Origin of the sequence: Rhodococcus sp. PML026, assembly GCF_000963615.1 — a bacterium.
Classification (GTDB): Bacteria; Actinomycetota; Actinomycetes; order Mycobacteriales; family Mycobacteriaceae; genus Rhodococcoides; species Rhodococcoides fascians.
Window position 1 is genome coordinate 559,744 of sequence record NZ_KQ031376.1, and the last position, 25,041, is coordinate 584,784.

General features: G+C 65.2%; 22 protein-coding genes. 8 read left to right on the forward strand and 14 right to left on the reverse strand.

The annotated features are described in order from the left end of the window. Positions 1–26 precede the first annotated feature (26 nt). From VF34_RS22215 to VF34_RS22240, 6 genes are all read right to left on the reverse strand, one after another. Complete coding sequence (locus VF34_RS22215) at positions 27–1,406, reverse strand: cell division protein PerM (protein ID WP_045842134.1); 1,380 nt, start codon at positions 1,404–1,406, stop codon at positions 27–29. Between the two features lie 171 nt (positions 1,407–1,577). Beyond that, positions 1,578–2,786, reverse strand: a complete 1,209-nt coding sequence (locus tag VF34_RS22220) for a DUF5336 domain-containing protein (protein ID WP_052718707.1) — start codon at positions 2,784–2,786, stop codon at positions 1,578–1,580. A 93-nt stretch (positions 2,787–2,879) separates the two neighbouring features. Then, positions 2,880–4,004, reverse strand: a complete 1,125-nt coding sequence (gene sfnG / locus VF34_RS22225) for a dimethylsulfone monooxygenase SfnG (RefSeq protein WP_027496019.1) — start codon at positions 4,002–4,004, stop codon at positions 2,880–2,882. Between the two features lie 108 nt (positions 4,005–4,112). Then, positions 4,113–5,336, reverse strand: a complete 1,224-nt coding sequence (locus VF34_RS22230; protein WP_045842042.1) for an acyl-CoA dehydrogenase family protein — start codon at positions 5,334–5,336, stop codon at positions 4,113–4,115. Positions 5,337–5,401: 65 nt separating this feature from the next. Then, entirely contained in the window at positions 5,402–5,743 is a 342-nt protein-coding gene (locus VF34_RS22235) for a DUF2200 domain-containing protein (RefSeq protein ID WP_045842043.1), read from the reverse strand. A 9-nt stretch (positions 5,744–5,752) separates the two neighbouring features. Further along, on the reverse strand, positions 5,753–6,241 hold the full coding sequence (locus VF34_RS22240) for a hypothetical protein (RefSeq protein ID WP_045842044.1): 489 nt from the start codon (positions 6,239–6,241) through the stop codon (positions 5,753–5,755). 155 nt (positions 6,242–6,396) lie between these two features. Between VF34_RS22240 and VF34_RS25130 the strand changes: the two genes are divergently transcribed. Beyond that, the gene (locus VF34_RS25130) at positions 6,397–6,570 is read left to right on the forward strand and encodes a hypothetical protein (protein ID WP_155288490.1); all 174 of its coding nucleotides are present in this window, start codon (positions 6,397–6,399) and stop codon (positions 6,568–6,570) included. Between the two features lie 118 nt (positions 6,571–6,688). Here VF34_RS25130 and sucD read toward each other — a convergent pair whose 3' ends face one another. From sucD to VF34_RS22255, 3 genes are all read right to left on the reverse strand, one after another. Further along, positions 6,689–7,600 (reverse strand): succinate--CoA ligase subunit alpha, encoded by a 912-nt coding sequence (gene sucD, locus VF34_RS22245; protein WP_027496015.1) that lies wholly within the window; start codon positions 7,598–7,600, stop codon positions 6,689–6,691. An 8-nt stretch (positions 7,601–7,608) separates the two neighbouring features. Next, on the reverse strand, positions 7,609–8,772 hold the full coding sequence (gene sucC / locus VF34_RS22250) for an ADP-forming succinate--CoA ligase subunit beta (protein WP_027496014.1): 1,164 nt from the start codon (positions 8,770–8,772) through the stop codon (positions 7,609–7,611). 146 nt (positions 8,773–8,918) lie between these two features. Then, positions 8,919–10,781 (reverse strand): TrbL/VirB6 family protein, encoded by a 1,863-nt coding sequence (locus tag VF34_RS22255; protein ID WP_156158551.1) that lies wholly within the window; start codon positions 10,779–10,781, stop codon positions 8,919–8,921. Between the two features lie 232 nt (positions 10,782–11,013). On the opposite strand from VF34_RS22255, the gene VF34_RS22260 reads away from it, so the two are divergent. Further along, complete coding sequence (locus VF34_RS22260; protein WP_032365931.1) at positions 11,014–12,018, forward strand: M23 family metallopeptidase; 1,005 nt, start codon at positions 11,014–11,016, stop codon at positions 12,016–12,018. Between the two features lie 73 nt (positions 12,019–12,091). Here the strand turns inward: VF34_RS22260 and pcrA are convergent, their stop codons facing one another. Beyond that, a complete protein-coding gene (gene pcrA / locus VF34_RS22265) occupies positions 12,092–14,581 on the reverse strand; it encodes a DNA helicase PcrA (protein ID WP_032371252.1) in 2,490 nt (829 codons plus the stop codon). 328 nt (positions 14,582–14,909) lie between these two features. Between pcrA and VF34_RS22270 the strand changes: the two genes are divergently transcribed. Continuing rightward, a complete protein-coding gene (locus tag VF34_RS22270) occupies positions 14,910–15,200 on the forward strand; it encodes a chorismate mutase (RefSeq protein ID WP_027496010.1) in 291 nt (96 codons plus the stop codon). Between the two features lie 44 nt (positions 15,201–15,244). Here VF34_RS22270 and VF34_RS22275 read toward each other — a convergent pair whose 3' ends face one another. Continuing rightward, entirely contained in the window at positions 15,245–16,696 is a 1,452-nt protein-coding gene (locus tag VF34_RS22275) for an NAD-dependent succinate-semialdehyde dehydrogenase (RefSeq protein WP_032371555.1), read from the reverse strand. Between the two features lie 83 nt (positions 16,697–16,779). On the opposite strand from VF34_RS22275, the gene pgi reads away from it, so the two are divergent. Together pgi and VF34_RS22285 are read left to right on the forward strand one after the other, a co-directional pair. Continuing rightward, positions 16,780–18,429, forward strand: a complete 1,650-nt coding sequence (gene pgi / locus VF34_RS22280; RefSeq protein WP_045842045.1) for a glucose-6-phosphate isomerase — start codon at positions 16,780–16,782, stop codon at positions 18,427–18,429. Between the two features lie 154 nt (positions 18,430–18,583). Then, positions 18,584–19,552 (forward strand): type IV toxin-antitoxin system AbiEi family antitoxin domain-containing protein, encoded by a 969-nt coding sequence (locus tag VF34_RS22285; RefSeq protein ID WP_032365934.1) that lies wholly within the window; start codon positions 18,584–18,586, stop codon positions 19,550–19,552. Positions 19,553–19,617: 65 nt separating this feature from the next. Here the strand turns inward: VF34_RS22285 and VF34_RS22290 are convergent, their stop codons facing one another. Both VF34_RS22290 and VF34_RS22295 read right to left on the reverse strand, forming a co-directional pair. Next, positions 19,618–21,234 (reverse strand): acyl-CoA dehydrogenase family protein, encoded by a 1,617-nt coding sequence (locus VF34_RS22290; protein WP_032373060.1) that lies wholly within the window; start codon positions 21,232–21,234, stop codon positions 19,618–19,620. Then, a complete protein-coding gene (locus tag VF34_RS22295; RefSeq protein ID WP_027496005.1) occupies positions 21,221–21,823 on the reverse strand; it encodes a TetR/AcrR family transcriptional regulator in 603 nt (200 codons plus the stop codon). Before VF34_RS22295 ends, VF34_RS22290 begins: the two co-directional genes overlap by 14 nt. A 60-nt stretch (positions 21,824–21,883) precedes the next feature. Between VF34_RS22295 and VF34_RS22300 the strand changes: the two genes are divergently transcribed. The 3 genes from VF34_RS22300 to VF34_RS22310 are packed head-to-tail and all read left to right on the forward strand — an operon-like array spanning position 21,884 to position 24,163. Then, on the forward strand, positions 21,884–22,648 hold the full coding sequence (locus tag VF34_RS22300; protein WP_027496004.1) for a crotonase/enoyl-CoA hydratase family protein: 765 nt from the start codon (positions 21,884–21,886) through the stop codon (positions 22,646–22,648). Beyond that, positions 22,645–23,901, forward strand: coding sequence for a hypothetical protein (locus VF34_RS22305; protein WP_032373061.1), 1,257 nt, complete (start codon positions 22,645–22,647; stop codon positions 23,899–23,901). The genes VF34_RS22300 and VF34_RS22305 overlap by 4 nt, the downstream gene beginning before the upstream one ends. Positions 23,902–23,917: 16 nt before the next feature. After that, positions 23,918–24,163, forward strand: coding sequence for a DUF2630 family protein (locus tag VF34_RS22310; RefSeq protein ID WP_027496002.1), 246 nt, complete (start codon positions 23,918–23,920; stop codon positions 24,161–24,163). Positions 24,164–24,264: 101 nt separating this feature from the next. On the opposite strand, the gene VF34_RS22315 is transcribed toward VF34_RS22310, so the two are convergent. Further along, positions 24,265–25,023 (reverse strand): SDR family oxidoreductase, encoded by a 759-nt coding sequence (locus VF34_RS22315; RefSeq protein WP_032373062.1) that lies wholly within the window; start codon positions 25,021–25,023, stop codon positions 24,265–24,267. Positions 25,024–25,041 lie beyond the last annotated feature (18 nt).

The window sequence follows — 25,041 nt, forward strand, 5'->3', positions numbered from 1 at the left end:
AAGCCTAGTCGCTCCGACCCGCGCCCCTACCGGGCAGGTCCGTCCTCCGCAGTGCTCGACGCGTCGTCCTGGGCCGGGGGCGGAGCGACGATCTCGGCCTCGAGCGGTTCCTCGGATTCGGCGTCTGCCGCGATCGGATCGTCTGCTTCCACTGTCGCGACCGGCTTCTCGTCGACGACCTCGGCCTCGGCCTCGACGACGGTGTCCGCGACAGCCTCGTCCGGCTCCGACGCAGGCGCTCGAATGGCCAGGTCTACTGCGGGCACGGTCGCCGGCACGGGCTGCTGCTCGGTACCGGATCGGTCGTGGGGTTCGTGGTCGGGTTCCGGGTCTGCTCGACGCCACACGACGATGGCCGCCGAAACGGATCCGACGACGCCGAGCCAGGCGAAGGTCAACAGTGCGAAGCTCCACACGGTGACTTCGACTGTTCCGAACGTGCCGAGGTTCCCGCCTGCGGCGTAGCCGAACACCGCGGCGAGGGCTCCGGTGACGGCGGCTACCGCCCACACCGAGGAGACCGCGACCTGGACGTCCACGCTTCGGATCGCGCAGTCGCGTCCCAGGAGTAGCCCGGCTGCGATGGGAACGACGAGCATGACGACCCAGATCGTCTGCGCGGAGCCCTCGGGGAGGACGGCGAGGATCGGGAGCGGTGGGAGCGGCCCGCCGGTCGTCGAGAACAGGCTGACCGATGCGTCTCCGAAACTCGCTGAGGACCCCGTCGCGACGGCGAGGGCACCGAGGACGATGTTCGGCAGGTACAGCACCGACAGCACGGTCAGTCCCAGCATGCCGACGAGGGTGCGTCCGTTGTCGAGCAGTGAACCGGCGGTGTCCCAGGAAGCGAGCAGAGCCAGCAGCACGATGGCGGCACCGCCTGCCGTCAGCACCGAAACGGACCGCACGAGTGGTGCGACGAGTGCGCGTACCCAGTCTGGAAGGTGTCGATCGATCACCAGGGAATCCCAGCGAGCGAGGATCAGGCCGGTGCCCGACGCCGCTGCGTGTACTCCCGCCACCCACGAGAAGGCGACGAGTGCGTTGGGGCTCGACAGTCCGATAACTGTCGACGCATCCTTGGCGACGGCCAGAGCGATGGCCGTGAAAGCGAGGGGTCCGGCCATCGACGCGGCGAACACCCACCTGACCATGCGGCGGTCGGTGGTCTCGTCCACCGCGTGGTGAACCGTGCGTGCGACGGACCAGGCGACGACGAGGGTGGGAAGCATCGGGGCGACGCCCATCGACGTGCCACCGATACTCAGCGGCACCAGGTGCACCGCGAACCAGGAACCGGCGATGGCACCGAGGGTTCCGGTGAGATCGCTGTTGACCGAGACAAGGGTGATCAGGACCAGAGTCGTGGCGATGACCACCACCAGCCCGGAGGTTTTGAAGGCCACGGCAGCGAGCGTTCGTGACTGATCGGGCGTAGGCCCGGTGCTCACACGGGAACTGCGTGCGGCCGCGCGTCGAGTATCTCGGTTCAATAGATCGCTCATCACTACGAGATTCGCATCAACGACGCGGCACGCCGGTCAGGCGCGCCGCGAAGTCGAGTGTGACGTGCGAAATCAGTCGCGCTTGTTGTCGTCTTCCGCGGGAGTCGCGCCGAACGATTGAGTCGGTGCGCCGTACGGCGTCGACTGTGAGCCCGACTCGGACTCGTCGGGAGTGCTCGACGGCTGACCGTAACCGGACGGCTGGCCACCGTACTGGTACTGGTTCGGCGGGTAGGCCTGCCCTGCGGGCGGACCGCTCGGACCGGTGTAGGGCGGCGGCGAATAGCCACCCTGCGATCCGGTGCTGGGCGCAGGCTGATTGCCGTACGGCGACTGTGCGCCGGGACCGTAGGAATGCTGGCCGGACGCCTGTCCACTCGGTGCTTGCCCAAAGTTCGACGAGCCTGCTGTGTTCGACGGGGCCTGACCGTAGGCCGGCGGGTTGCTGTAGTTCTGCGGTCCGGACGGTCCACCGAACGACGTCGTCGGCGCGTTGTAGGGATTCTGTTGGCCGTAACCGGACTGCTGACCCTGGTTCCCGAAGCCGGACTGCTTGGGTGCCGGGGCCTTGACGATGCCTGCATCGAGCAGCAGCGCAACCACAGCGGCAGCTGCCTGCACGAAGCCCAACACGAGTACCAGGATCGCGCCAATCCCCAGCGAACTGGTGGTGCTGGCGAACTCGTTGCCCTCGGCACTGGGCAGGCTGAACGATTGGAAGACGAGCACCAGGAATCCGGCGATGGCCAGTGCCGCGATCACGGCCTGGTTCCGGGCGTCCTTCTGCAGCAGCGACGCACCTGCGATCAGACCGGCGGCGAGCAGAAACGCGATCGACGCCGCACTTCCGCCGGACTCGAAGAAGTTGGTGCTGAACGAGGTCTGGATGCCGCTGGGCAGTTGCTCGGACGACGACACTTCGGCGGTGACGAAATCGAGCAGGCCGAGCAAGAAGTTGACGACACCGAGACCGAGCACCACGAAGGTCAGGATCTTCGGCAGATTTGCGAGCCCGGCACCGGACGACTTCGTCGAGTGCCCGGACGTGCCCGGCGCGGACCCGCTCGGTGCGGACGTTCCTGGCACTGGCGGGCCGAACGGGTTGGATACCGACGGCTGGTGGAACGGCTGGTTCTGACCGGGCTGTGTGTAGGCACCGGACGACGGCTGATTGGGCGTGGACTGATTCGGCGTGGACGGGGGGCCGTAGGACGGTCCGCCTCCGCCGTAGCCACCAGAGTTGGAGCCCCCGTTGTCAGGGCTGCCGGGCGAGTAGGTCATCGCGTCTCCTCATCCTGATAGTGCCGTACCCAGGTCGGTCGGGTCCGAGATCTCACGCTACTGCACGGACCCGACCGCTCGAGGAACTCCAGGTCAGTGGGACGTGACCAACTCGTGGTCGTTCGATTCGGCCGCTTCGAGCTCCCGCACCAACGGCAGCACCTTCGCTCCGAAGTATTCGATTTCCTCCTGAAAGTGCAGGAAGCCACCGAGAACGAGGTCGACGCCGAGGCGTCGGTAGGCGACGATGCGTTCGGCAACCTGCTCCGGGGTGCCGATCAACTGCGTCTTGAACCCGTCGTTGTACTGAACGAGGTCCTCGAACGTCGAGTCGGCCCACATCCCCTTCTTGTCGGCCGTCGAATTGCCCGCCTGCTGCACCGCACCCCTGAAACCCTCGACGGCAGGCTTGTTGGCCTTGTCGATGATCTCTCGCAACGTATCTCGTGCTTCCTTCTCGCTGTCTCGCGCGATGATGAAGCCGTTGAGCCCGAACTTGACCTCACGTCGGTGATCGCGCGCGACCCGACGCAGGTTGTCGAGCTGCTCAGTGACGCCGTCGAAATCCTTGCCGTTGCTGAAGTACCAATCCGAGTACCGGCCGGCATTCTCCTGCGCGGCGGACGAGTTACCACCCTGGAAGAGTTCAGGATTGGGCCGTTCCGGGGTGTTGAGCGGCTTCGGCTTGAGCGTGAAATCGTGGATCCGATAGAAATCGCCTCGGAAATCCACGTCGTCCTCGGTCCAGATCTTGCGCAGCACCTGCAGGAATTCGGCGCTGCGACGGTATCTTTCGTCGTGCTCGAGCCACGGCTCACCGAGGTGGGTGAATTCGTCCTTGAACCAACCACTGACGACGTTGACCGCAAAACGGCCGTTCGAGAGGTGGTCAGCCGTCGCTCCCAGCTTGGCCAACACGGCAGGCTGCCAGAGCCCGGGATGCACGGCGGCAATGACTTTCAGACGTTCGGTGGCCAACAGCAACGCGAGCGAGAAACTCGTCGACTCGTGCTGGAACTCGGCCCCGTAGCTCGCCTCGTAACGGACCTGACTGAGGGCATACTCGAAGCCGTTGTTCTCGGCGGTCTGCGCCAGCTTCTTGTTGTACTCGTAGTCCCAACTGGTCCGTTGCTCGATGGTGCTGGTGACCAGGCCGCCCGAGACATTGGGAACCCAGTACGCGAACTTGATTGCGTCGGCGATCTTTTCGGTGCTCATGTGTGCGTCATCCTTCATCGGATGAATGCGCCATCCACGCTCTCAGATGGCGTGGATGGCACATTCATCCGGAAATCGGGGGTCGGATCGGGGCCGGAAATGTCGGGACTACGAGTACCAGGTGGGCTCGGGCAGCTCACCGGTGAGCACCCAGCGGCCGACTTCGCGTCGCTTGTAGGCAACCGGATCGTGCAGGGTGTGGGTACGGACGTTGCGCCAGAAGCGATCGAACCCGTACTTGCTGGCCGTGGCGCGGGCACCGAGGGCCTCGAACACGGTCGAGGTGATCTCGAGCGAGACGTCGGTGGCGCGAGCCTTGACTGCGGCCACCCGCACCTCGTGGTCACCGCGCTCCTCGGCGGTGACGTTCCACGCGTTGTCGTGAATCTTTTGTCCTTCCAACGCAACTGCGTCGGCCAGAGCTTCGACGGCCCACAGTTTGGCGGTCAGATCGCCGTAGATGTCGATGATGTACGGCTCGTCGACGGCCTTGTCCACCGTGCTGTGCAGCCACGCGCGAGTCTTGTCCTTGGTGTACGACGCGGCTTCCTCGAGAGCACCCCTCGCGATTCCGAGGTAGAAGTTGACGAACACCAACTGAATGGTCGGCACGTTGAGGGTGTTGTAGACGCGTGGCTGAAACACCTTGTCCACGAACCCCGCTGCACTTGCCCAGTCGACGCGAACCTTGTCGATCGTGACGCTGCCACTTTCGGTCTGACGCTGGCCGATGTTGTCCCAGTCGTCGTGGAAGGACAGACCCTCGATGTTCGACGGCACGATCGCGAACACGTGATCGGTGCTGCCCTCGAGCGCACCTTCGAGCACGGTCACGTCCGAGACACGACTGCCGGTGGAGAACGTCTTGGAACCGTCGAACACGATGGTGTCGCCCTCGTCGGTGACCGACACGTCGTTGTCGCGGGGATTGACGGCACCGCCGAAGAACCACTTGTTCTTCGTGGCATCGGCTTCGACGGCCTCGATCTGCTCGGGAGTACCGACCAGACGCGCGGCCCAGAACCAGAGAAGGTGGTAGCCCAGCAGCTGACCGATCGAGCCGTCGGCCTTCGAGACGGTGCGAATCACCTGGTAGGCCGTGGGCCAATCCTGGCCGCCGCCACCGTGCTCGACGGGACCGAGCAGCGTGACGAGCCCGGCGTCCTTGAGCAACTGAACCTCGGCGGACGGAAGCTCGCGGCCCTTGTCACGGGCAACGGCGTCGACAGCGAGAAGCTGCGCTACTTCACCTGCGCGGGACACCCATCCGGCGGCAGTGGTAGGAGCGTCGGGCCAGTCCTTGGTAAGTGCACGATTTTCGGTAGTTGTCATGACGCACAGTGAAGTCCCGCGTCGAAGCAATGACCACAGTTCGATTCAGCGTGATTCTAACGGGCTCACCCACGCAGAATTTTCTCCATCTTCTTGCCCTTGGCCAGCTCGTCGATCAGCTTGTCCAGCAATCTAATTTTCTTCATCAGGGGATCTTCGACATTCTCGACGCGGATGCCGCAGACAACTCCGGTGATCAGCGTCGCGTTCGGGTTCAGGTTCGCCGCCGCGAAGAAGTCCTCGAATGTCGTCTCGGCCTCGAGATGTCGATCGAGGGTCGCTTGATCGAACCCGGTGAACCACCGGACGATCTCGTCGACCTCCGCTGCAGTGCGGCCCTTTCGCTCCACCTTGTTGATGTAGAGCCGATGGACCGTCACGAAGGCGGTGGTGTAGATGTTGTGCACGGGGCCAATCTAGTCCACCGACGCGCCTTCGAAGTAGGCCCGCACACGAGGCGTGAACAGCAGCACTGCGACCGCCAGCAGGATGACCACTTGAATCGCTTGCACCACGTGGGTCCACGGAAGATTCGGGGTGAAGATCAGGTAGGAGTAGGCAGCAACTCCGAAGATGCTCCAGCTCAACAAGAGTCGATGTTCGGATGGACTGCGCCTGGAAAGTCGCTGGACAAGATACGAGTAGCCGAAGATCAGGCTGACCACGGTGATCACCCGCAGCGAGTAGGCCCCGTAGACGATCGCTTTCGCCGAGGCCGGAAGGGAGCCGTCGTCCATGCCCTGTCGATGCATCTGGAAATCCGCCAGCGACTTCGCCAGCGCCACCGAGGCGAGTGCATACAGACACGAGACCACCATGGCCGCGATCATCAACCGGCCGACCGGTCGTACAGCGGGGTCCGCGTGCCACCCCTGTCGATACAGACGGTGCAGAAATTCCGACATCAGCCCTCCCCGAACGGTGTCACAGAGATTGTGACATGATGTCGTTACTTTAGCTATTGACTCCCCTTTACCTTCATTGTGAATTTCAATTACTATGCAACACAACACTTTTCAGGAAGAATGAGCAGCGACATCGTCGAACGGGAGGGCAAGACATGACACGCAAGAGGTTCGAGTACTTCAAAGTCGCGTTGTTTCTGATGTCCGCGATCGTCCTGGCATGGGCTGCAGGAACTTTCGAATCGCTCTACTACGCACTCGCGGCGGCGCTGTTCGGAGCGATGACAGTGTTCGTCCTGTGGCGAGTGGACAAGTTCGAGACCGAATAGCGCTGCCCATACGTCGTGCGCGTTTTGCGTACCTTCAGGTACGCAAAACGCGCACAAGGGATTGGGGCACGAAAAAGCCCGCCACCGAATCGGTGGCGGGCTCTTTCAGAAGCGAGTCCTACTTCACGGACAGCGATTCCAGGATTTCGCGCGCGAGGGCAGCGGTCTCGGACGGCGTCTTGCCGACCTTGACGCCTGCGGCCTCGAGTGCGTCCTTCTTCGCCTGTGCCGTTCCCAGCGAGCCGGAGACGATGGCGCCGGCGTGGCCCATGGTCTTGCCCTCGGGAGCGGTGAAGCCTGCGACGTAGCCGACGACCGGCTTGGTCACGTTGGCCTTGATGTAGTCGGCTGCACGCTCTTCGGCGTCGCCGCCGATCTCGCCGATCATGACGATGATCTTGGTGTCGGGGTCCGCCTCGAACGCCTCGATGGCGTCGATGTGGGTGGTTCCGATGACGGGGTCGCCGCCGATGCCGATGGCCGTCGAGAATCCGAAGTCACGGAGCTCGAACATCATCTGGTAGGTCAGGGTGCCACTCTTGGAGACCAGGCCGATGGGGCCGGTTCCCGAGATGTTGGCGGGCGTGATGCCGACCAATGCCTCACCGGGAGTGATGATTCCGGGGCAGTTCGGCCCGATGATGCGGGTCTTCTTGCCCTTCTCCACGTTGTAGGCCCACGCGTATGCGGAGTCCTGCACGGGGATGCCCTCGGTGATGACGACGAGCAGCGGAATCTCCGCGTCGATCGCTTCGACGATGGCGTCCTTGGAGAATGCCGGCGGCACGAACGCGATGGACACGTCGGCTCCGGTCTTCTCCATGGCCTCGGAAACCGAAGCGAACACCGGCAATTCGATGTCGTTGCCCTGCGCGTCGACGTGCTTGACCGTGGTTCCGGCCTTACGTGCGTTGACGCCGCCGACGACCTGGGTGCCGGCCTTGAGCATCAGGGCGGTGTGCTTGGTGCCTTCGCCGCCGGTGATGCCCTGGACGATGACCTTGTTGTCCTTGTTCAGAAAGATAGACATTGTTTCCTCTACTTCGCTGCCAGCTCGGCGGCCTTGTCGGCGCCCTCGTCCATGGTTCCGGCGAGCGTCACCAGCGGGTGCGCGGCGTCGGCGAGAATCTTGCGGCCCTCTTCGACCTTGTTGCCGTCGAGACGGACGACCAGCGGCTTGTTGGCGTCGTCGCCCAGCTTCTTCAGCGCGCCGACGATGCCGTTGGCGACTGCGTCACACGCGGTGATGCCACCGAAGACGTTGACGAACACGCTCTTGACCTGCTCGTCACCGAGGATGACGTCGAGGCCTGCGGCCATGACCTCGGCCGAAGCGCCGCCGCCGATGTCGAGGAAGTTGGCCGGCTTGACGCCGCCGTGTGCCTCGCCTGCGTATGCCACCACGTCGAGGGTCGACATGACCAGTCCGGCACCGTTTCCGATGATGCCGACCTGTCCGTCGAGCTTGACGTAGTTGAGGTCGTTCTCCTTGGCCTTGGCCTCGAGGGGATCGGCTGCGTCCTTGTCCTCGAACTCGGCGTGGCCGGGCTGGCGGAAGTCTGCATTGGCGTCGAGCGTGACCTTGCCGTCGAGGGCGAGGATCTGATCGTCGGGGGTGCGAACCAGCGGGTTGACCTCGACCAGGAGAGCGTCTTCGTTGATGAAGACCTCCCACAGCTTCTGGATGGTCACCGCAGCGGCGTCGAGCACCTCGGCGGGCAGCTTGCCCTTCTCGGCGATCTCACGAGCGAACGCGAGGTCGACGCCCTTGACTGCGTCGACGGGGATACGTGCGAGTGCGTCGGGGTTCTCCTCCGCCGTCACCTCGATCTCGACTCCACCTTCGACCGAACACATCGCGAGGTAGGTGCGGTTGGTGCGATCGAGCAGGAAGGAGATGTAGTACTCCTCGGCGATGTCGGAGGCTTCTGCGACGAGAAGCTTCTTGACGACATGGCCCTTGATGTCGAGTCCGAGAATCGCTTCGGCGTTCTCGGTTGCTGCTGCGACGTCCTTGGAGTACTTGACGCCGCCGGCCTTGCCGCGGCCGCCGACCTTGACCTGCGCCTTGACCATTACTGGCTTGCCGATTTCTTCGGCAATCTGTGTTGCTCCGGCGACCGTGTCGGTGACACGACCGGCGGAGGTGGGTACGCCATGCTTGGCGAACAATTCCTTCGCCTGGTATTCGAAGAGATCCATCAGCTCACCGTCTCGTCTACGTTGACGCCCGCTCCAGGGGTGTGAGCGGGTCTGAGCATGGACTTTATCCAGGTGCCCCGACGGCGCATCGGGCGCATGGATGCTATGTGGTCTATCTCACCGCTGTGGCCGCAGTGAAACCGGCGTCACCGATCGGTGCGACGAGCCGAAAGTGCCGCCGCGACACCGAGAACGACGATTCCGGCGACCGATGGCACCACACCGGGTCCCAGCTCCGGGTCGGCTGCGCGAGCGGACGTCAGTGGCCACGACGCGAGATGAACGACGCCCGCGACGGCCGCACCGACGAGCAGAACGCTGCCACGCGCGGGGCGGGCCCGGGCGGCAACGAGGGCGGCGACGACGACGCCGACAGCGAGCAGCAGCTGCCCCCAGGTGTCCCAACCCCACGGAAACTCGGTGATGGTCGCCGCGGTCAGATCGCTGCCTCGATACAGGGGCAGGGCCAATCCGACTGCCAGTAGAAGGGCCCCGACGAGCGCAGTTCCCAGCACCGGGAAGTAGGTGGCCGCATCCTCGGACGTGTCGACGTCGTCACGCTCGGCCGATCCGGCGAACAGGGCCAGCAGTCCGGTGACGGCCGCGAACACGACTCCCGCGATGATCAGCAGGGCACCCGTCCCGGTATCGACGCCCGCGAGGTCCTCGGCCAGCACCACCGACTGCAACACGGCCGCCGCGGCCGACACCGCGGCGAGCCAGAAGACGGACAAGAACGGACGAGCCGCCGCAGCGAACTCGGAGAACAGCAGCGGCACCGAGGCCAGAATCGAGACGAAGCCCGCTATGAGCACCACGCGGGTCGCCAGGATCGTGGGCGCAGTTCCCGCGGCGTCGGTCTCGAGAATCGGCAACAGCGACCCCACCACCAGCAGTACGCCGGCAAGTACGCCCGCACTGCCTGCTGCCGCATGCCACCTCGTGGTGCCGGGCCCGGCGACCCCGCGCGGACCCCGACCACCCTCGGCGACGGATCGCGCCGCCGCCAGAGCGCGGCGATCACGGCCGGAGGCAACAGGTGCGAGTACAGCGCCTCCGACGGTCAATCCGAGCCCGGCAACGGTGCCGAGGTATGCCCCGAGGCCGGCCTCGATCCGAGCACCGGTAGCCACTCCAGCGAGCAGACCGACACCCGCGAACGAGAGGACCCCGAGACCCGCGCCGACGGCGGCACCGGACGCGACCACCGGCGAGAGCGACGCCAACGCCGAGGCCGTGACCACGAGTGCGCCGATTCCGACCAGCGCGGACCCCACCGCCACGAACACCGGCGACTCCACCACCGCCGAGACGATCACCACCGGATCGGCCGACCGGTACAGCGAGGCGAACGCCGCTGCGGCGGCCACGACACCGAACGCTCCGAGCAGGATCGACAACAGCGGACCCACCCGGCCCGCTGTCGCTCGTCCCACGTGCTCCGAGTAGACCGAATGTCCGTACCCGTCACCGAGCGCTGCACGATGCACTGCCGACCACCCCGCCGCACCCGCCAGAACCGACGCAGCGTGACCGGCGAGCAGAACATGAGAGCCGAGGGTGGCGTCGAGCATCGCGGCGCTCAGGGGACGGAACAGCTCGAGCCGGTTCGCATCGATCGGATCGGACAGCACAGCGAGATCGAGGATCGCGATTCCGAGCGTCACCGCGCCGAAGCCTGAGAGCAGAGCGGCACCGAATTCGACGCGTCGCATCGCAGCACTGACGGCGGCGGCAACCGCCACCACGACCGGGAGCGCAACGGCCAGCACAGCGGCCGACGAGACTCCGCCGCCCACCGGCGAACCGTCGACGGCCTGGACGACGCCGATCAACGGAGCTGCAGCGGCACACAGTGCGGCGACGACAGCGAGCACGACGGCGGCGACGATGCGCGACGTGGGCGAATGATCCTCCACGCCGCCGCGGGCATCCTGCGGCGCGATACGTTGCGGTTCGGCTCGGTCGGAGCCGTGGGCGGACGAGTCGTCGAAGGTGGGGGTCGGCACCCGTAGGACGGTATCGGCTCGGTCGCGCCCCGAGCCGTCGGTCACGGTGCGTGCCGCACTCGTGTCCGATTACGGATGTGGCGTGTCACCACATAGACCCTGGTCACCCTGTGAGCCATCTCACATATTGCCCAGGTTTCGGCTGTTAACTTGCGCGCGCCGCAACCATTTCGTTACCGTCTGCCGAGTCTTTCAGTAACGGCCAGGTCACAGATATCGGAGGTTGTAGGTCTTGCAGCAGCACCGCGCGTCCTTTACTTCCAGCCGATTCTCTCGCCCGACGGCGGACGACGCGACCACGGTGTACAGCTACGAGCCCACCACCGAGCCGAGTGCATACGAGGCCTATTCCTACCCCACGTACGAGTACGTCGAAGCCGATTTCGCCGGTGCAGTAGCAGCCGACGAGACACCGACCGTCGTCACGACCTACGCAACCACCGCAGACGCCGCACCCGTGGCTCGTCGCGGCGGAGCGCACCGCATCCCCGTTCCTCCGACTGCACTGAAGGGTCGCGCCGCCGTCTTGGCCGTGGCCGCCGGTGCCGTTGTTGCCGCAGGGCAAGCCGTCATCAACGACGATGCGCCCACCGCAGTCGCCACCTCCGAGTACGCACTCGCCGCGGGTGAAGCACCGGCCGCCGCAGCACTCGCAGCCACCACCGCACCGCAGGCCGACGAGCCGGTAGCCGACGCTTCGAGCGCAACTCCCTCGCAAGCACCGCAGATCCTCAGCGTCGCCGCACCGGTCGACCTCAGCCAGTTCAACGACCTGCTCGCCAAGGGCCAGCGTTTCAGCGAAGAGCGTGCCGCCCGCGAGGCCGCAGCCCGTCGCCCGCTGTTCTCCCTCCCGGCTCAGGGCACGTACACCTCCAACTTCGGCACTCGATGGGGCGTCCTGCATGCCGGCGTCGACGTCGCCAATGCCATCGGAACCCCCATCTACGCCGTCGCCGACGGCAAGGTGATCGATTCCGGTCCCGCGTCGGGCTTCGGAATGTGGGTTCGCCTGCAGCACGCCGACGGCACGATCACGGTCTACGGCCACATCGACACCTCGACAGTCACCGTGGGCCAGGACGTCATGGCCGGCGACCAGATTGCAACCATGGGTAACCGTGGCTTCTCCACCGGCCCGCACCTGCACTTCGAGGTTCATCTCCCGGGTGAGGTCAAGATCGATCCCCTCCCCTGGCTCGCGTCCCGAGGAATCTCCCTCGGACCCGAAATGGACTGAGTCCTTCTTCACCGCTTCACAACAAAGCCGGACCCCGCTTTCGCAGGGCCCGGCTTTCGCGTTGTCGGGACTACTACAGCTTGGTCATCGGAACGCCGCCGATGAGCATCATCTTGACGCGACCTGCCGAGCCGAAATCGATCAGCACCATCGCCTTGACTCCGGCACCCGTGGATTCGAGCACCGTACCCAGTCCATACTTGTCGTGGCTGACTCGATCACCTACAGCCAGAACCAGATTGGAGTTTCGGCCCTTCGCGGCACCGAAGCTCGGAGACGAACTCTGGCCACGACTCGACGACCCGCCGTAGCTACCGGAGCCGTAGTTGCCCGAGCCGTAACCGCCGCCCGAGCCGTAACTGTTCGATCCGTAGCTGCCGGATCTACCGCCGCCGATTGCGCGGCCGCCGCCGGTGCCCGGGTCTTCGCGACGCCAGTCGATCAGATGTTGCGGAACCTCTTGCAGGAAGCGTGATTCCGGGTTGGCGATGGGCTGACCCCACGCCGACCTCATGATCGCGCGCGTGAGATAGAGCCGTTGCCGCGCGCGAGTGATGCCCACGTACGCCAGCCGTCGTTCCTCGGACAGCTCGTTCGGATCACCGAGCGCACGCATGTGCGGGAACTGGCCGTCCTCCCACCCGGTGACGAAGACAACCGGAAATTCCAGCCCTTTGGCGGTGTGCAGCGTCATCAACGTCACGACGCCGGTGCCCGAGTCGGGGATCTGATCGGTATCGGCAACCAGAGAAACCCGTTCGAGGAACGCGGCCAACGAACCCGGCTCGGCCAGACCGTCGACCCCGCCGTCGTCATCGTTTCGGTCGTCACCTGTCTCGAGCGCCTCTTCGGCCACTGCGGCCTGGTTACGCGCCTCGGACGTGAACTCCCGTGCGACGCTGACCAATTCGTTGAGGTTGTCCAGGCGAGCACCGTCCTGCGGGTCGCTACTGGCCTCGAGCTCGGCGCGATAGCCGGTGCGGTCCAGAACTGCTTCGACCACGTCGCCGATATCGGCGATGTCGTTGCCGTCTCCGTCGGTGGCCGTCAGTACGGCACGCAACTCGTCGAGCAGCTCCATGAACTGAGCGATCAACTTCTGCTGCCGCGAGTTGAGCAACGCCACCTTGCCCGCGGCCGCGTCGTGCAGCGCTCGTGAGAAGCTGATGTCGCGTTGCTCGGCGTGCACGGCCACACATGCCTCGGCGCGGTCTCCGATGCCGCGTCGGGGGGTATTGAGGATGCGCCGCATGCTGACGGTGTCGTCTTCGTTGGACAGCACGCGCAGGTACGCAACGAGGTCCCGGACCTCCTTGCGCTCGTAGAACCGGACGCCGCCGACGACCTTGTACGGCAGGCCGAGACGAATGAAGATCTCTTCGAGCGCGCGCGAAGAGTTGTTGGTCCGGTAGAACACCGCCACCTCGTCGAAACGCACATCCCCGCTGTCGACGAGACGATCGATTTCCGACGCGACGAACGACGCCTCGTCGTGCTCGTTGTCGGCGACGTACCCGACGATCAGTTCGCCTTCACCGGTGTCGGTCCACAACTTCTTCTCGCGCCGTCCGATGTTGCGCGAGATGACGGCATTGGCCGCCGACAGAATGTTCTGCGTCGATCGGTAGTTCTGCTCGAGCAGAATGGTGCGAGCGTCGGGGTAGTCGCGTTCGAACTCCTCGATGTTGCGAATGGTCGCGCCGCGGAATGCGTAGATCGACTGATCGGCGTCACCCACCACGCAGAGTTCACCCGGCGCGACGGTGCCCTCGAGCGCGCCGTCTGCATCGGGCGTGCCGACGAGTTCGCGAACCAGCATGTACTGGGCGTGGTTGGTGTCCTGGTACTCGTCGACCAGTACGTGCCGGAACCGGCGTCGGTAGTACTGCGCCACCTGCGGGAAGGCCTGCAGAATTCCCACCGTTTCGCCGATGAGGTCGTCGAAGTCCATGGCGTTGGCTGCGCGCAGACGCTGCTGATAGATGCGGTAGACCTTCGCGACGAGTCGGGGCAGCTCGGCAGGGTCGCCGTCGGCGTCCTCGGCGGCCTTGTCCGGGCCGATCAGCTCGTTCTTGAGGTTGGAGATCGCCGTCGAGAGCAGACGAGCCGAGAACTTCTTGGTGTCGATCTGCAGGTCTTTGGAGATCATCGTCAGCAGCCGGCGTGAGTCGTCCGCGTCGTAGATCGAGAAGTTGGAGTTCAATCCCGGCAACAATGCCGCCTGGGCGCGCAGGATGCGCACGCAGCTGGAGTGGAACGTCGACACCCACATGGCGTTCGCCCGCGGCCCCACCAGACCTGCCACTCGCTCGCGCATCTCGGCGGCGGCCTTGTTGGTGAACGTGATCGCCAGGACCTGCCCCGGCGACACCCCCCGCTCCGCGAGCAGATACGCGATGCGACGCGTCAGCACCGCTGTCTTGCCCGAGCCTGCACCGGCCACGATGAGCAGCGGCGATCCCGTGTGCACGACGGCCTCGCGCTGCTGAGGATTGAGCCCCTCCAGCAGCGCGTCGGACGAGGTTTTCTTACGGGACTCGAGGCCCTGGAGGAATGTGTTCATCGTCTGGCCAGGCTACCGGCGCGTACCGACAAACCCACATCCCGTGGTCGTCGGCGTCATCTCCGACTTTTCAGGACGGTTACCCCGTGGCACACTGGATCGGTGATCGAAAAAGTCGTGCGTCATCGCTTGCGTCGGATCGGCCACTGCGCAGCCGGACGAGCGGGAGCCTGTCGACAGTCGTAACGCCCCAGCTTTCCCGGCGGGAATCTCGTCGATCTCGGTCCTTCGAGACGAAACCCAGCCGACAGCCGCTGCAGTTCCGAATACGAAAGGCGTAACGGTGCCGGACGACGCAACGATCCAAGATGTGACCCGAGGAGAGACGATGGCTATGACGACGAAGATCGATTCAGAGACTGCATTGCCTTCCAGCGAAGCCGAGATCAACGACCTGCGTCAGGAGATCGACCGTCTCGACGCCGAGATCCTCGCGGCAGTGCGGCGTCGCTCCGAGGTCTCGCAGATCATCGGACGCACCCGCATGGCGTCCGGCGGCCCGCGCCTCGTGCACAGCCGTGAGATGAAAGTTCTCGAGCGCTTCAGCAGCCTCGGTCAGGAAGGCCACACACTGGCCATGCTCCTGCTCCGCCTCGGCCGCGGTCGCCTCGGCCACTGACCGAACCCCGGTTGGGCGCGCAGGATGCACGCCCAACCGATGCTCTACTTCAGTGCGATGTACTTGGTTTCGAGGTATTCCTCGATTCCCTCGGATCCGCCCTCACGGCCGAATCCGGATTCTTTGACTCCACCGAACGGTGCTGCCGCGTCCGAGATCACTCCGCGGTTGACACCCACCATGCCGCTGTCGATCGCGTCGGCCACTCGTAGCGCGCGATCCAGGCTCTCGGTGTAGATGTACGACGCCAAGCCGTACTCGGTGGCGTTGGCTGCGTCGATTCCTTCCTGTTCGGTATCGAATCCGACGATCGGGGCCACCGGGCCGAACACTTCTTCCTTCAGAATGCGGGCCGACGTCGGCATGTCGGTGAGTACGGTCGCCGGGTAGAAGTAGCCGTCGCCACCCGGTGCGCTACCGCCGAGCGCTACCGTCGCGCCCTTCTCCACGGCATCGTCGACGAGCTCCTGCACGGTCTCGAGCTGGTCTGCGTTGATCAGCGGTCCGAGCTTGGTGTCGGGGTCGACGCCGGGCCCGAGCTTCATCTCGGACATCTTCGCCACCAACTTGGTGGTGAATTCCTCACGCACGCTGTTGTGCACGTGCAGACGGTTCGCCGCCGTGCAGGCCTCGCCGCCGTTGCGCATCTTCGCCAGCATCGCGCCGTCCACCGCGTCGTCGATGTTCGCGTCGTCGAACACCACGAACGGGGCATTGCCGCCGAGTTCCATCGATGTCCGCAGCAACCTCGTCGCGGACTTCTCGACGAGCGATTTGCCGACGCCGGTGGATCCGGTGAAGGTGAGTTTGCGGAGCCTCGGGTCTTCGAGCAGCGGCCCGGTGACGTCACCGGACTTCGACGTCGTCAGCACTGAGAGCACGCCCTCCGGTAGACCCACCTCGTCGAAGATCTGCGCGAGCAGCAGCATCGTCAGCGGGGTCTCCCGGGCCGGCTTGACCACGATGGTGCAGCCGGCGGCCAGGGCAGGGCCGATCTTCCTGGTGCCCATCGCCAACGGGAAATTCCACGGGGTGATCGCCAGTACCGGGCCGACCGGAGCCTTGGTGACGAGAATGCGGCCGTTGCCCGCCGGGGCCGGGGTGTAGCGACCACCGATGCGCACCGCTTCCTCGGCGAACCACCGGAAGAACTCCGCACCGTATTTCACCTCGGCCTTCGACTCCGCGAGGGCCTTGCCCATCTCCAGGGTCATCAGCAGCGCGATGTCGTCGGCACGTTCGGTGACCTTCTCGAACGCCGCTCGAAGAATTTCACTGCGTTCGCGGGCAGGTGTTGCCGCCCAACTCTTCTGCGCTGCAGCGGCCGCGTCGAGGGCCTTCATCGCGTCGGCCGGTGATGCGTCGGCCACTTCGGTCAACGGCTTACCTGTAGCGGGATCGTTCACCGCGAACGTCTTGCCTCCCTCGGCATCGACGGCCTTACCGCCGATCCACAGTTTTGCCGGAATCGAATCGATCAATGCACGTTGGTCCATACCGTCCATGATGCCTCCGCGAGGCCCGTCGCAAACGACAAACGACGCGCGCGCGGCACCGGCCCGCATTACTGTTGGTTCGTATGAGCGTCGATATCACCGGCACGGATGCCTGGCAGAAACTGACCGATCACCACTCCGAGATTGCCGATACTCATCTCCGAACTCTGTTCGCCGATGACGCCGACCGAGGGCGCACCTTCACCCTCGCCGCCGCGGATCTTCACATCGACTACAGCAAGCACCGCGTCACCAGCGAGACTCTCGCCCTGCTGATCGAACTGGCCCGCACCGCAGACGTCGAAGGAAAGCGCGACGCCATGTTCGCAGGCGAGCACATCAACACCTCAGAGGATCGCGCTGTTCTGCACACCGCGCTGCGCCTTCCCGCCGATGCGTCGTTGACCGTCGACGGCCAGGACGTCGTCGCCGATGTGCACGAAGTCCTCACGGCCATGGGCGAATTCACCGATCGCGTGCGTTCGGGCGAATGGGTCGGTGCCACCGGCGAGAAGATCTCCACCGTCGTCAACATCGGTATCGGTGGATCCGATCTGGGCCCGGTCATGGTCTACAACGCACTCCGTCACTACGCCGACGCGGGGATCTCGGCGAAGTTCGTCTCCAACGTCGACCCCGCCGATCTCGTCGGCGCACTCGACGGACTCGACCCGGCATCGACGCTGTTCATCATCGCCTCCAAGACGTTCTCCACTCTCGAAACGCTGACGAACGCCACCGCCGCCCGACGCTGGCTCGTCGACGCGCTCGGTGAGGACGCCGTCGCCAAGCACTTCGTCGCCGTGTCCACCAACGCCGAACGCGTCGCGGACTTCGGCATCGACACCGCCAACATGTTCGGCTTCTGGGACTGGGTGGGCGGACGCTATTCCGTGGACTCGGCAATCGGACTGTCGGTCATGGCCGTTGTCGGCAAAGAGGCATTCGCCGAATTCCTCGACGGTTTCCATCGGATCGACGAGCACTTCCGGTCGACGCCTCTCGCCGAGAACGCACCGGTTCTGCTCGGCCTCATCGGCCTGTGGTACAGCTCGTTCTTCGGTGCGGAAACCCGTGCGGTGCTGCCGTATTCGAATGACCTCTCCCGTTTCGCGGCTTACCTGCAGCAGCTGACCATGGAGTCCAACGGCAAGTCCGTCAAAGCCGACGGTTCTCCCGTCACCACGCCGACCGGCGAGATCTTCTGGGGCGAACCGGGCACCAACGGACAGCATGCCTTCTACCAATTGCTGCACCAGGGAACACGTTTGGTGCCCGCCGACTTCATCGGCTTCGCCGAGCCCACCGACGATCTGCCCACCCGCGACGGCAGCGGCTCGATGCACGACCTGCTGATGAGCAACTTCTTCGCCCAGACCAAGGTGCTCGCCTTCGGCAAGACGGCCGAGGAAATCGCCGCCGAGGACACCCCGGCAGATGTGGTGCCGCACAAGGTGATGCCGGGCAATCGACCGTCCACCTCGATCCTCGCCCCCAAACTCACCCCGTCCGTCGTCGGACAATTGATCGCGCTGTACGAACACCAGGTCTTCGTCGAAGGCGTCATCTGGGGTGTCGACTCCTACGACCAGTGGGGCGTCGAACTCGGCAAGACCCAGGCACTCGAACTGACACCGGTGCTCACCGACGCCGAAGCCCCTGCCGTGCAATCGGATTCATCCACCGACGCCCTGGTGCGCTGGTACCGATCGCAGCGAGGTCGTTCGGTCTGAGGTCGGTCGGCCTGAGGTCGGTCGGGCCCGGCCGGGACGCAGATCAGCTCCCCAGTTTCGGATTTATGCCTCCGATCGGCGTCGGATATCCGAAACTGGGGAGCTTTTTCGCTGCATACGGATCCGAATCGACGGTCGGCGCGTCCAAGCATCCATGGACCTACCTCACACCGACCTGTTCACCAGAGCTGACGCACTTACTTTCGGGTTGACCGACGACGACCTGAAAAGGCTGCGCCGCGCCGGTGAATTGTCGGTGCTGCGACCGGGCTTCTATGTGCCCACCACGCTGATGCACGAGGCCAGCCCGACCGAACGTCATTTCCTGCTGGCGCGGTCGTATCTGATGTCCGCACCGGCGGACGAAGTGCTCAGCCACGTCTCGGCGGCCATCGCCTGGGGCTTCGACGTCTGGAAGCTGCCGCTCGACAAGGTACACATGACACACGGTCTCGATTACGCGAGCAAGCGTCGCCCGCTCCGAATTCTCCACGGGACTACATTGGACCCCGCCGAACGCACAACCGTCAACGGCTACCCGGTCACCACCGCGGCTCGAACGGTCGTGGACATCGCTCGCACCAGCAGTGTGGATCGATCGGTATGCGTCGGCGACAGTGCACTGAGATCCGGCCACACGGACTCGGACGCGCTGGCCCACGCGGTCGAATCCGCACGATTCCGAACCGGCATCGCAGCCGCCCGCCGCGCGGTGTCTCTTATGAACGGGCGTAGTGAGAGCGTCGGCGAATCGCGCAGCCGAGTGCTGTTCGAAACCCTCCCGCTCCCCACACCTCTGCTCAACCAATGGGTGCACGACGGAGCCGGCCGCTTCGTGGGAAGAGTCGACTTCCTGTTCTGGGAGCTGGGTGTCATCGGCGAATTCGACGGCGAATCGAAGTACGACTCGAAACGCGTTCTGTTGGATGAGAAGTATCGCGAGGACCGACTTCGCGAACTGGGTTGGGTCATCGTGCGGTGGAACTGGCGTGAACTCGACGATCCCCGAGCACTGCTTCGCCGCTTCGAGCAGGCCTTCGCCCGCGCAGCTGCGCTACCGGCACCCAGCGGATGGTTCGGCGACCAGCGGATGGCGGCGGATCAGCTCCCCAGTTTTGGATAACCGACTCCGATCGGCGTCACATTTACGAATGTGGGGAGCTGATCCGCAGGACAGGAGCCAAATCGTCACACCCGCGCCAACACAGCTGAGGTATCGACTCCGACGGGCAGGGTGCCGAAGGCTATGCCCCAGTCTCGGTCGAGTCGGCTCGCGCAGAAGGCGTCGGCCACTGCGGGATTTCCGTGCATCATCAGTTGCGCACCCTGGAAGGTCAGCGCCATCAGTTCGACGACGCGGCGGGCGCGGTATTCCATGTCGGAGGTGTCGGAGAGCTCTTTCCCGACGCGGGCGATGGCGTCGTCCAGTCGAGAGTCCACGCCCGACGCCTTGCCGATCTCACCGAAGAAGGCCTCGACGCTGTCGGGTTGACGCGCGAGTGCACGCAGCGAGTCGAGTGCGGCGACGTTGCCGGAGCCTTCCCAAATCGACATCAGCGGCGATTCGCGGAACAACCGAGGCATGCCCGATTCTTCGACGTAGCCGTTGCCGCCCAGGCATTCGAGTGCTTCGGCGGCGTGTGCGGGTGCGCGCTTGCACACCCAGTACTTGGTGATGGCCAACGCGATTCGGCGCAGCGCACTCTCCTGCTCGTCGCCGCGAGCGGAACCGTCGGTGGCCTGCGCCAGGCGGATCATGGCCGCGGTCGCCGCTTCGGATTCGATGGTCAAGTCTGCCAATACGTTTCGCATCAGAGGCTGATCGATCAGTTGCGCACCGAAGGCAGCTCGGTGACGTGCGTGGTGCACCGCGCGGACGGTGGCGTTGCGGATACCGGCAGCCGAGCCGATGACGCAGTCCAACCTGGTCATGTTCACCATCTCGATGATGGTGCGCACCCCGCGGCCCTCCTCGCCGACGAGCCAGCCGGTCGCACCGTCGTATTCAAGTTCTCCCGAGGCGTTGGACTTGTTGCCGAGCTTGTCCTTCAGGCGCTGCAGCATCATTCGGTTACGGGTGCCGTCGGGCAGCACCCGCGGCAACATGAAGCACGAGAGCCCGCCGGGTGCCTGGGCCAACGTCAGGAACATGTCAGACATCGGTGCCGAGGTGAACCATTTGTGGCCGACGATCGAATAGGTGCCGTCCGACGACGGGGTGGCCGTGGTGGTGTTGGCGCGAACGTCCGAGCCGCCTTGCTTCTCCGTCATCGACATACCGGCGATCAGTCCGCGTTTGCTCGACGGTTCGCGCAGCCCGAAGTCGTACTCCCGGGACGCGAGCAGAGGCTCGAACTGCGCGGCGAGAGAGGGGTTGTGCCGCAACGCCGGTACGACGGCGTAGGTCATCGAGATCGGGCACATGTGGCCCGCTTCGGCCTGTCCCCATACGTAGAATTTCGCGGCGCGGGCCACGTGCGCACCCACTCGGTCGTCCGTCCACGGGCTGGCGTGCAGTCCGTGCTGCACCGCGACGGTCATCAGATCATGCCAGTGCGGATGGAATTCGACCTCGTCGACGCGATGGCCGTACCGATCGTGTGTCCTGAGCACCGGTGGGTTCTCGTTCGCGAGCCTGCCCCACTCCTGGGCCTCGACTCCGCCTGCGAGAGCGCCCAATTGACGCACCTCGTCGCGCGCCCAGCCGCCGCCGGCTCGGTCGAGACCGTCCAGCAGCGAGGCGTCGTCGGACACGTCGTAGGGCGTCAGGTCGGTCGCCTGATTGAAGACCTCATGTGTGTTCATCTCGAACTCCTAACGCACGCAACGAATAAGCGACGAGACCGGGAACCACGTCCACGGACTCGTGCGAGGACAACGGACCGACCAGCACTTCGCCGACGGCACCCACGAGGCCGGCGGCCGAGATCGCCGCGTCCTGATCGGGAATTTCCCCGGCCGCAATTCCTGCCACGATCGCGTCGGCGAACGCAGCGGTGAATTTGCGCCGGAACACCAACCGCTCGGCGTCCACTGCTGGATCGACCGGTTCGGCGAGCAGCGCGTAGGCCATCGTGCGGTTCTTCAGGGCCCGCCCAGCGAAGGTCTGGACCACAGCGGCGACTCGCTCGGATGTGCTGCCGTGTGCGGCGACGGCGACCACCGCAGCCACTTCTCGGGTGCAGACCTGCCGGAAGATCTCGACGACCAGGTCGGATTTGCCGTCGAAGTGCGTGTAGACGCTGCCCGCGGACACGCCTGCGGCCGCGGCGACCGAGGCCACCGACAGGCCCGCGTATCCCTTGGTGGACAGGACCTCGACGGCGGCAGCAAGCAGTTTCGTTCGGCCGGCATCGAGCCGGGCCTGCACTGCGGGTGTTCGCCGGTAGGGCATTGAAGGATTGAAGCACTGATTCAGTGCTTCACGCAAGGGGACTCGAGTAGGTTCGTAACCATGCCGGTACGGATCGAACGATCAGGCCCCGTCACCACCGTGGTCCTCTCACGCCCGGAGGCTCGCAACGCGGTCGACGGGCCCACTGCTCAGGAACTCACTCAGGCCTTCGAGGAATTCGATGCCGACGAATCCGCGTCGGTTGCCGTGTTGTGGGGCGAAGGCGGGACCTTCTGCTCGGGTGCCGATCTGAAGGCGCTCGGCACGCCCAGGTCGAACCACGCGACCGAACACGGCGACGGTCCGATGGGCCCGACACGAATGCGGTTGTCCAAGCCGGTCATCGCCGCGGTGTCGGGATACGCCGTCGCGGGCGGGCTCGAACTCGCCCTGTGGTGCGACCTACGCATCGCGGAGGACGACGCGACGTTCGGCGTGTTCTGTCGGCGCTGGGGCGTGCCCCTGATCGACGGCGGCACAGTGCGATTGCCGCGCATCATCGGCACCGGACGCGCAATGGACATGATTCTCACCGGACGCGCCGTGGCCGCCCAGGAGGCGTTGGACATCGGCCTGATCACCCGGGTGGTTCCGGTCGGCCGTGCCCGATCCGAGGCCGAGGCGCTGGCCGCCGAACTGGCGTTGCTGCCCCAGACCTGCATGCGCGAGGATCGGCTGTCCGTCCTCGAGCAGGACGGCCTCGACGAGGAAGCCGCGCTGAAGAACGAGTTTCGGCACGGTGCCATCTCGATCACCGCCGACGCGCTCACCGGAGCGAGTCGGTTCGCCTCGGGCGCGGGGCGCCACGGTACCCCCAGTCCGTGACCTCGACCCGCCTGTCGGTGATCGACGAGATCTTTCTCCGCACACACCGCGGGTACGGCACACCGATTGCACTGCAGGGTATTTGGCGTACTGCCGAGTCGGTGACCCAGGACGAACTCGATCGGGTACACGCTGCGCTCGCACGTGGGCAGCTGGGTCGACAGGTCGGCGTGCCTCGCATCCCCGGTGCCAGGCTCCGATGGGACGTCTGTTCCACCTCGCTGCCGCTGACGGTCGCCTCCGAGCCGGTCGACGACGCCATCGAGTGGGCCGACCACCAGGCCGATGTGCAGTTGGATCCGCAATACGGACCGGGCTGGCGGTTGACGGCAGCTCCGCTGACCGGCGGCGGTACCGTCGTATCGCTGGTGTGCTCGCATGCGCTCGCCGATGCCCGTGGGCTCATCGACGCTGCCGCACAGTCGTTTTCGGGCTCGGTAGAAACCGAACCGATCGCCTCCCCCGGTTCGGATGCAGCGGACGCTCTGCGCATGGTCGTCACCGTGCTCGTGCGGTCGATCGTCGCGACCGCTCGACTGTGGGTGAGCGCGAAGGCTCGGGCCGAGCTGCGCGCGTTCACGGCATCCGACCCGAATCGCACACGCCCCCACCGTGTTCGACGGGCCTTCTCGGTGGTCGTGGACGTCGATGCAGCGCAGTGGGATTCGGCTGCCGAGCTCGGTGGTGGCTCACCCAATTCGTTGTTCGTGTGCGTCGTCGCCGCGACCATGGCAGAACTCGGCTCACCCACGGTGACCGTCGACATCCCCTTCCGCACCGGATCCGGAGACGCGAACTCGATCGGGATGGCCACCGTCGACGTTCGCGGAGACGACTCACCGGCGGCAGTGCGCGCGGCGTGCAAAGCTGCTTTCGCCGCGCCCGTCGGAGCGCCCGCGGGGTACCCGCCCGAGGTTGTCCAACTGCTCCCCCACCGCCTTGCGGCCAAGTTGACCTCGACGCCGGGTCGCGGAGAAGTGTTGTGCTCCAACATCGGCGACATTCCGCACGCGCTGACGACCCTCGGGTCGCATCGATCCTGCGGTCTGGCGACCCGCGCGATCCACCCCGCACCGACGGGACCGATCCCGCTGTCGACGATCAGGCTGTCGACCTACCTGTCCCGGATGGACGGGCGCTACACACTCTCCCTGGTGTGCACCGACGACGCGCTGGTCGGATCGGCGGCAGAGCTCACCGCAGCGGTGCACCGCGCTCTGGCGCGCCGAAACCTGGCCGGTACACCCTGGTAGGTCTACCGTTGCAGCCATGAACGAGCACGATATCCACACCAAGATTCAGCAGCTGATCGCCACCGAGCACAAGCTGCGCACCGACACCCAGGCCGGGGAGATCGACCCCGACACCGAAAAGGCGCAGCTCGCGTCACTCGAACACGCTCTCGATCAGTGCTGGGACCTGCTCCGGCAGCGCCGCGCACGCATCGACGCAGGCAAGGACCCCGACTCCGCGACGGCCAACAGCGTCAACCAGGTCGAGGGATACCTGCAGTAACGTCCGGCCATTCCGCAGGCTCCACTCCTGCAGTAACCGGGTCATTCCGCAGGCTCCACTCCTGCAGTAACCGGGTCATTCCCCAAGCTCCAGTCCTGCGCTCAGACCATTCGATCCGTCAGCACGTTCGGCAGGAACCGCAGCGCCGCGTCGATGCCTCGCCATTTCAGGCCGGGCAGCGCGGCGCGGCGCGTTTCGCTTTCGATGGCCCGGACCATCGCGGTGACGCCCTCGTCCAGAGTGGCTGTGAGAGCAGCACTGTCACCTGCGCCGGCCGACATGTCGGTGGCGATGAAGCCCGGCAGAAGCGTCGTGACGACGATGTCGGTTCGGGCCAACTCGGTGGCCAACGATTCTCCCAGAGAGGCCACCGCCGCTTTGCTGGCCGAGTAGGTCGCCTTGGCACCGGGCAGACCCCGATCGGCGCTGATGGACGAGACGAACACCAGGTGCCCGTGCTTCTGGGCCCGGAATATCGCCAACGCGGCCTCGGCCTGCGACAGCGCACCGACGAAATTGGTGCGCGCGGTCTGCAGATTGGCGTCCGCGCGACCGGTTCCGATCTTCGCACCCTTGCCGAGTCCGGCATTGACGACAACTCGATCCAGGCCGCCCAACTCGTCGCGCAGTTCGCCGAACACCGTCACCACGGCATCGTGATCGGTGACGTCGAGGGCGCGTACCGCAACGGTGATCCCGGGATGCTGCGTCATCAGTTCGGAGCGGAGCTCGTCGAGCCGCTCGACCCGTCGCGCACAGAGCGCGAGATCACGGCCCATGGCTGCGAAGCGGCGCGCCATCTCCTCGCCCAGTCCTGAACTCGCGCCGGTGATCAGAATCTTGCTCCGAGTGGTCGCCATAAGCGGGGAGCCTATGTC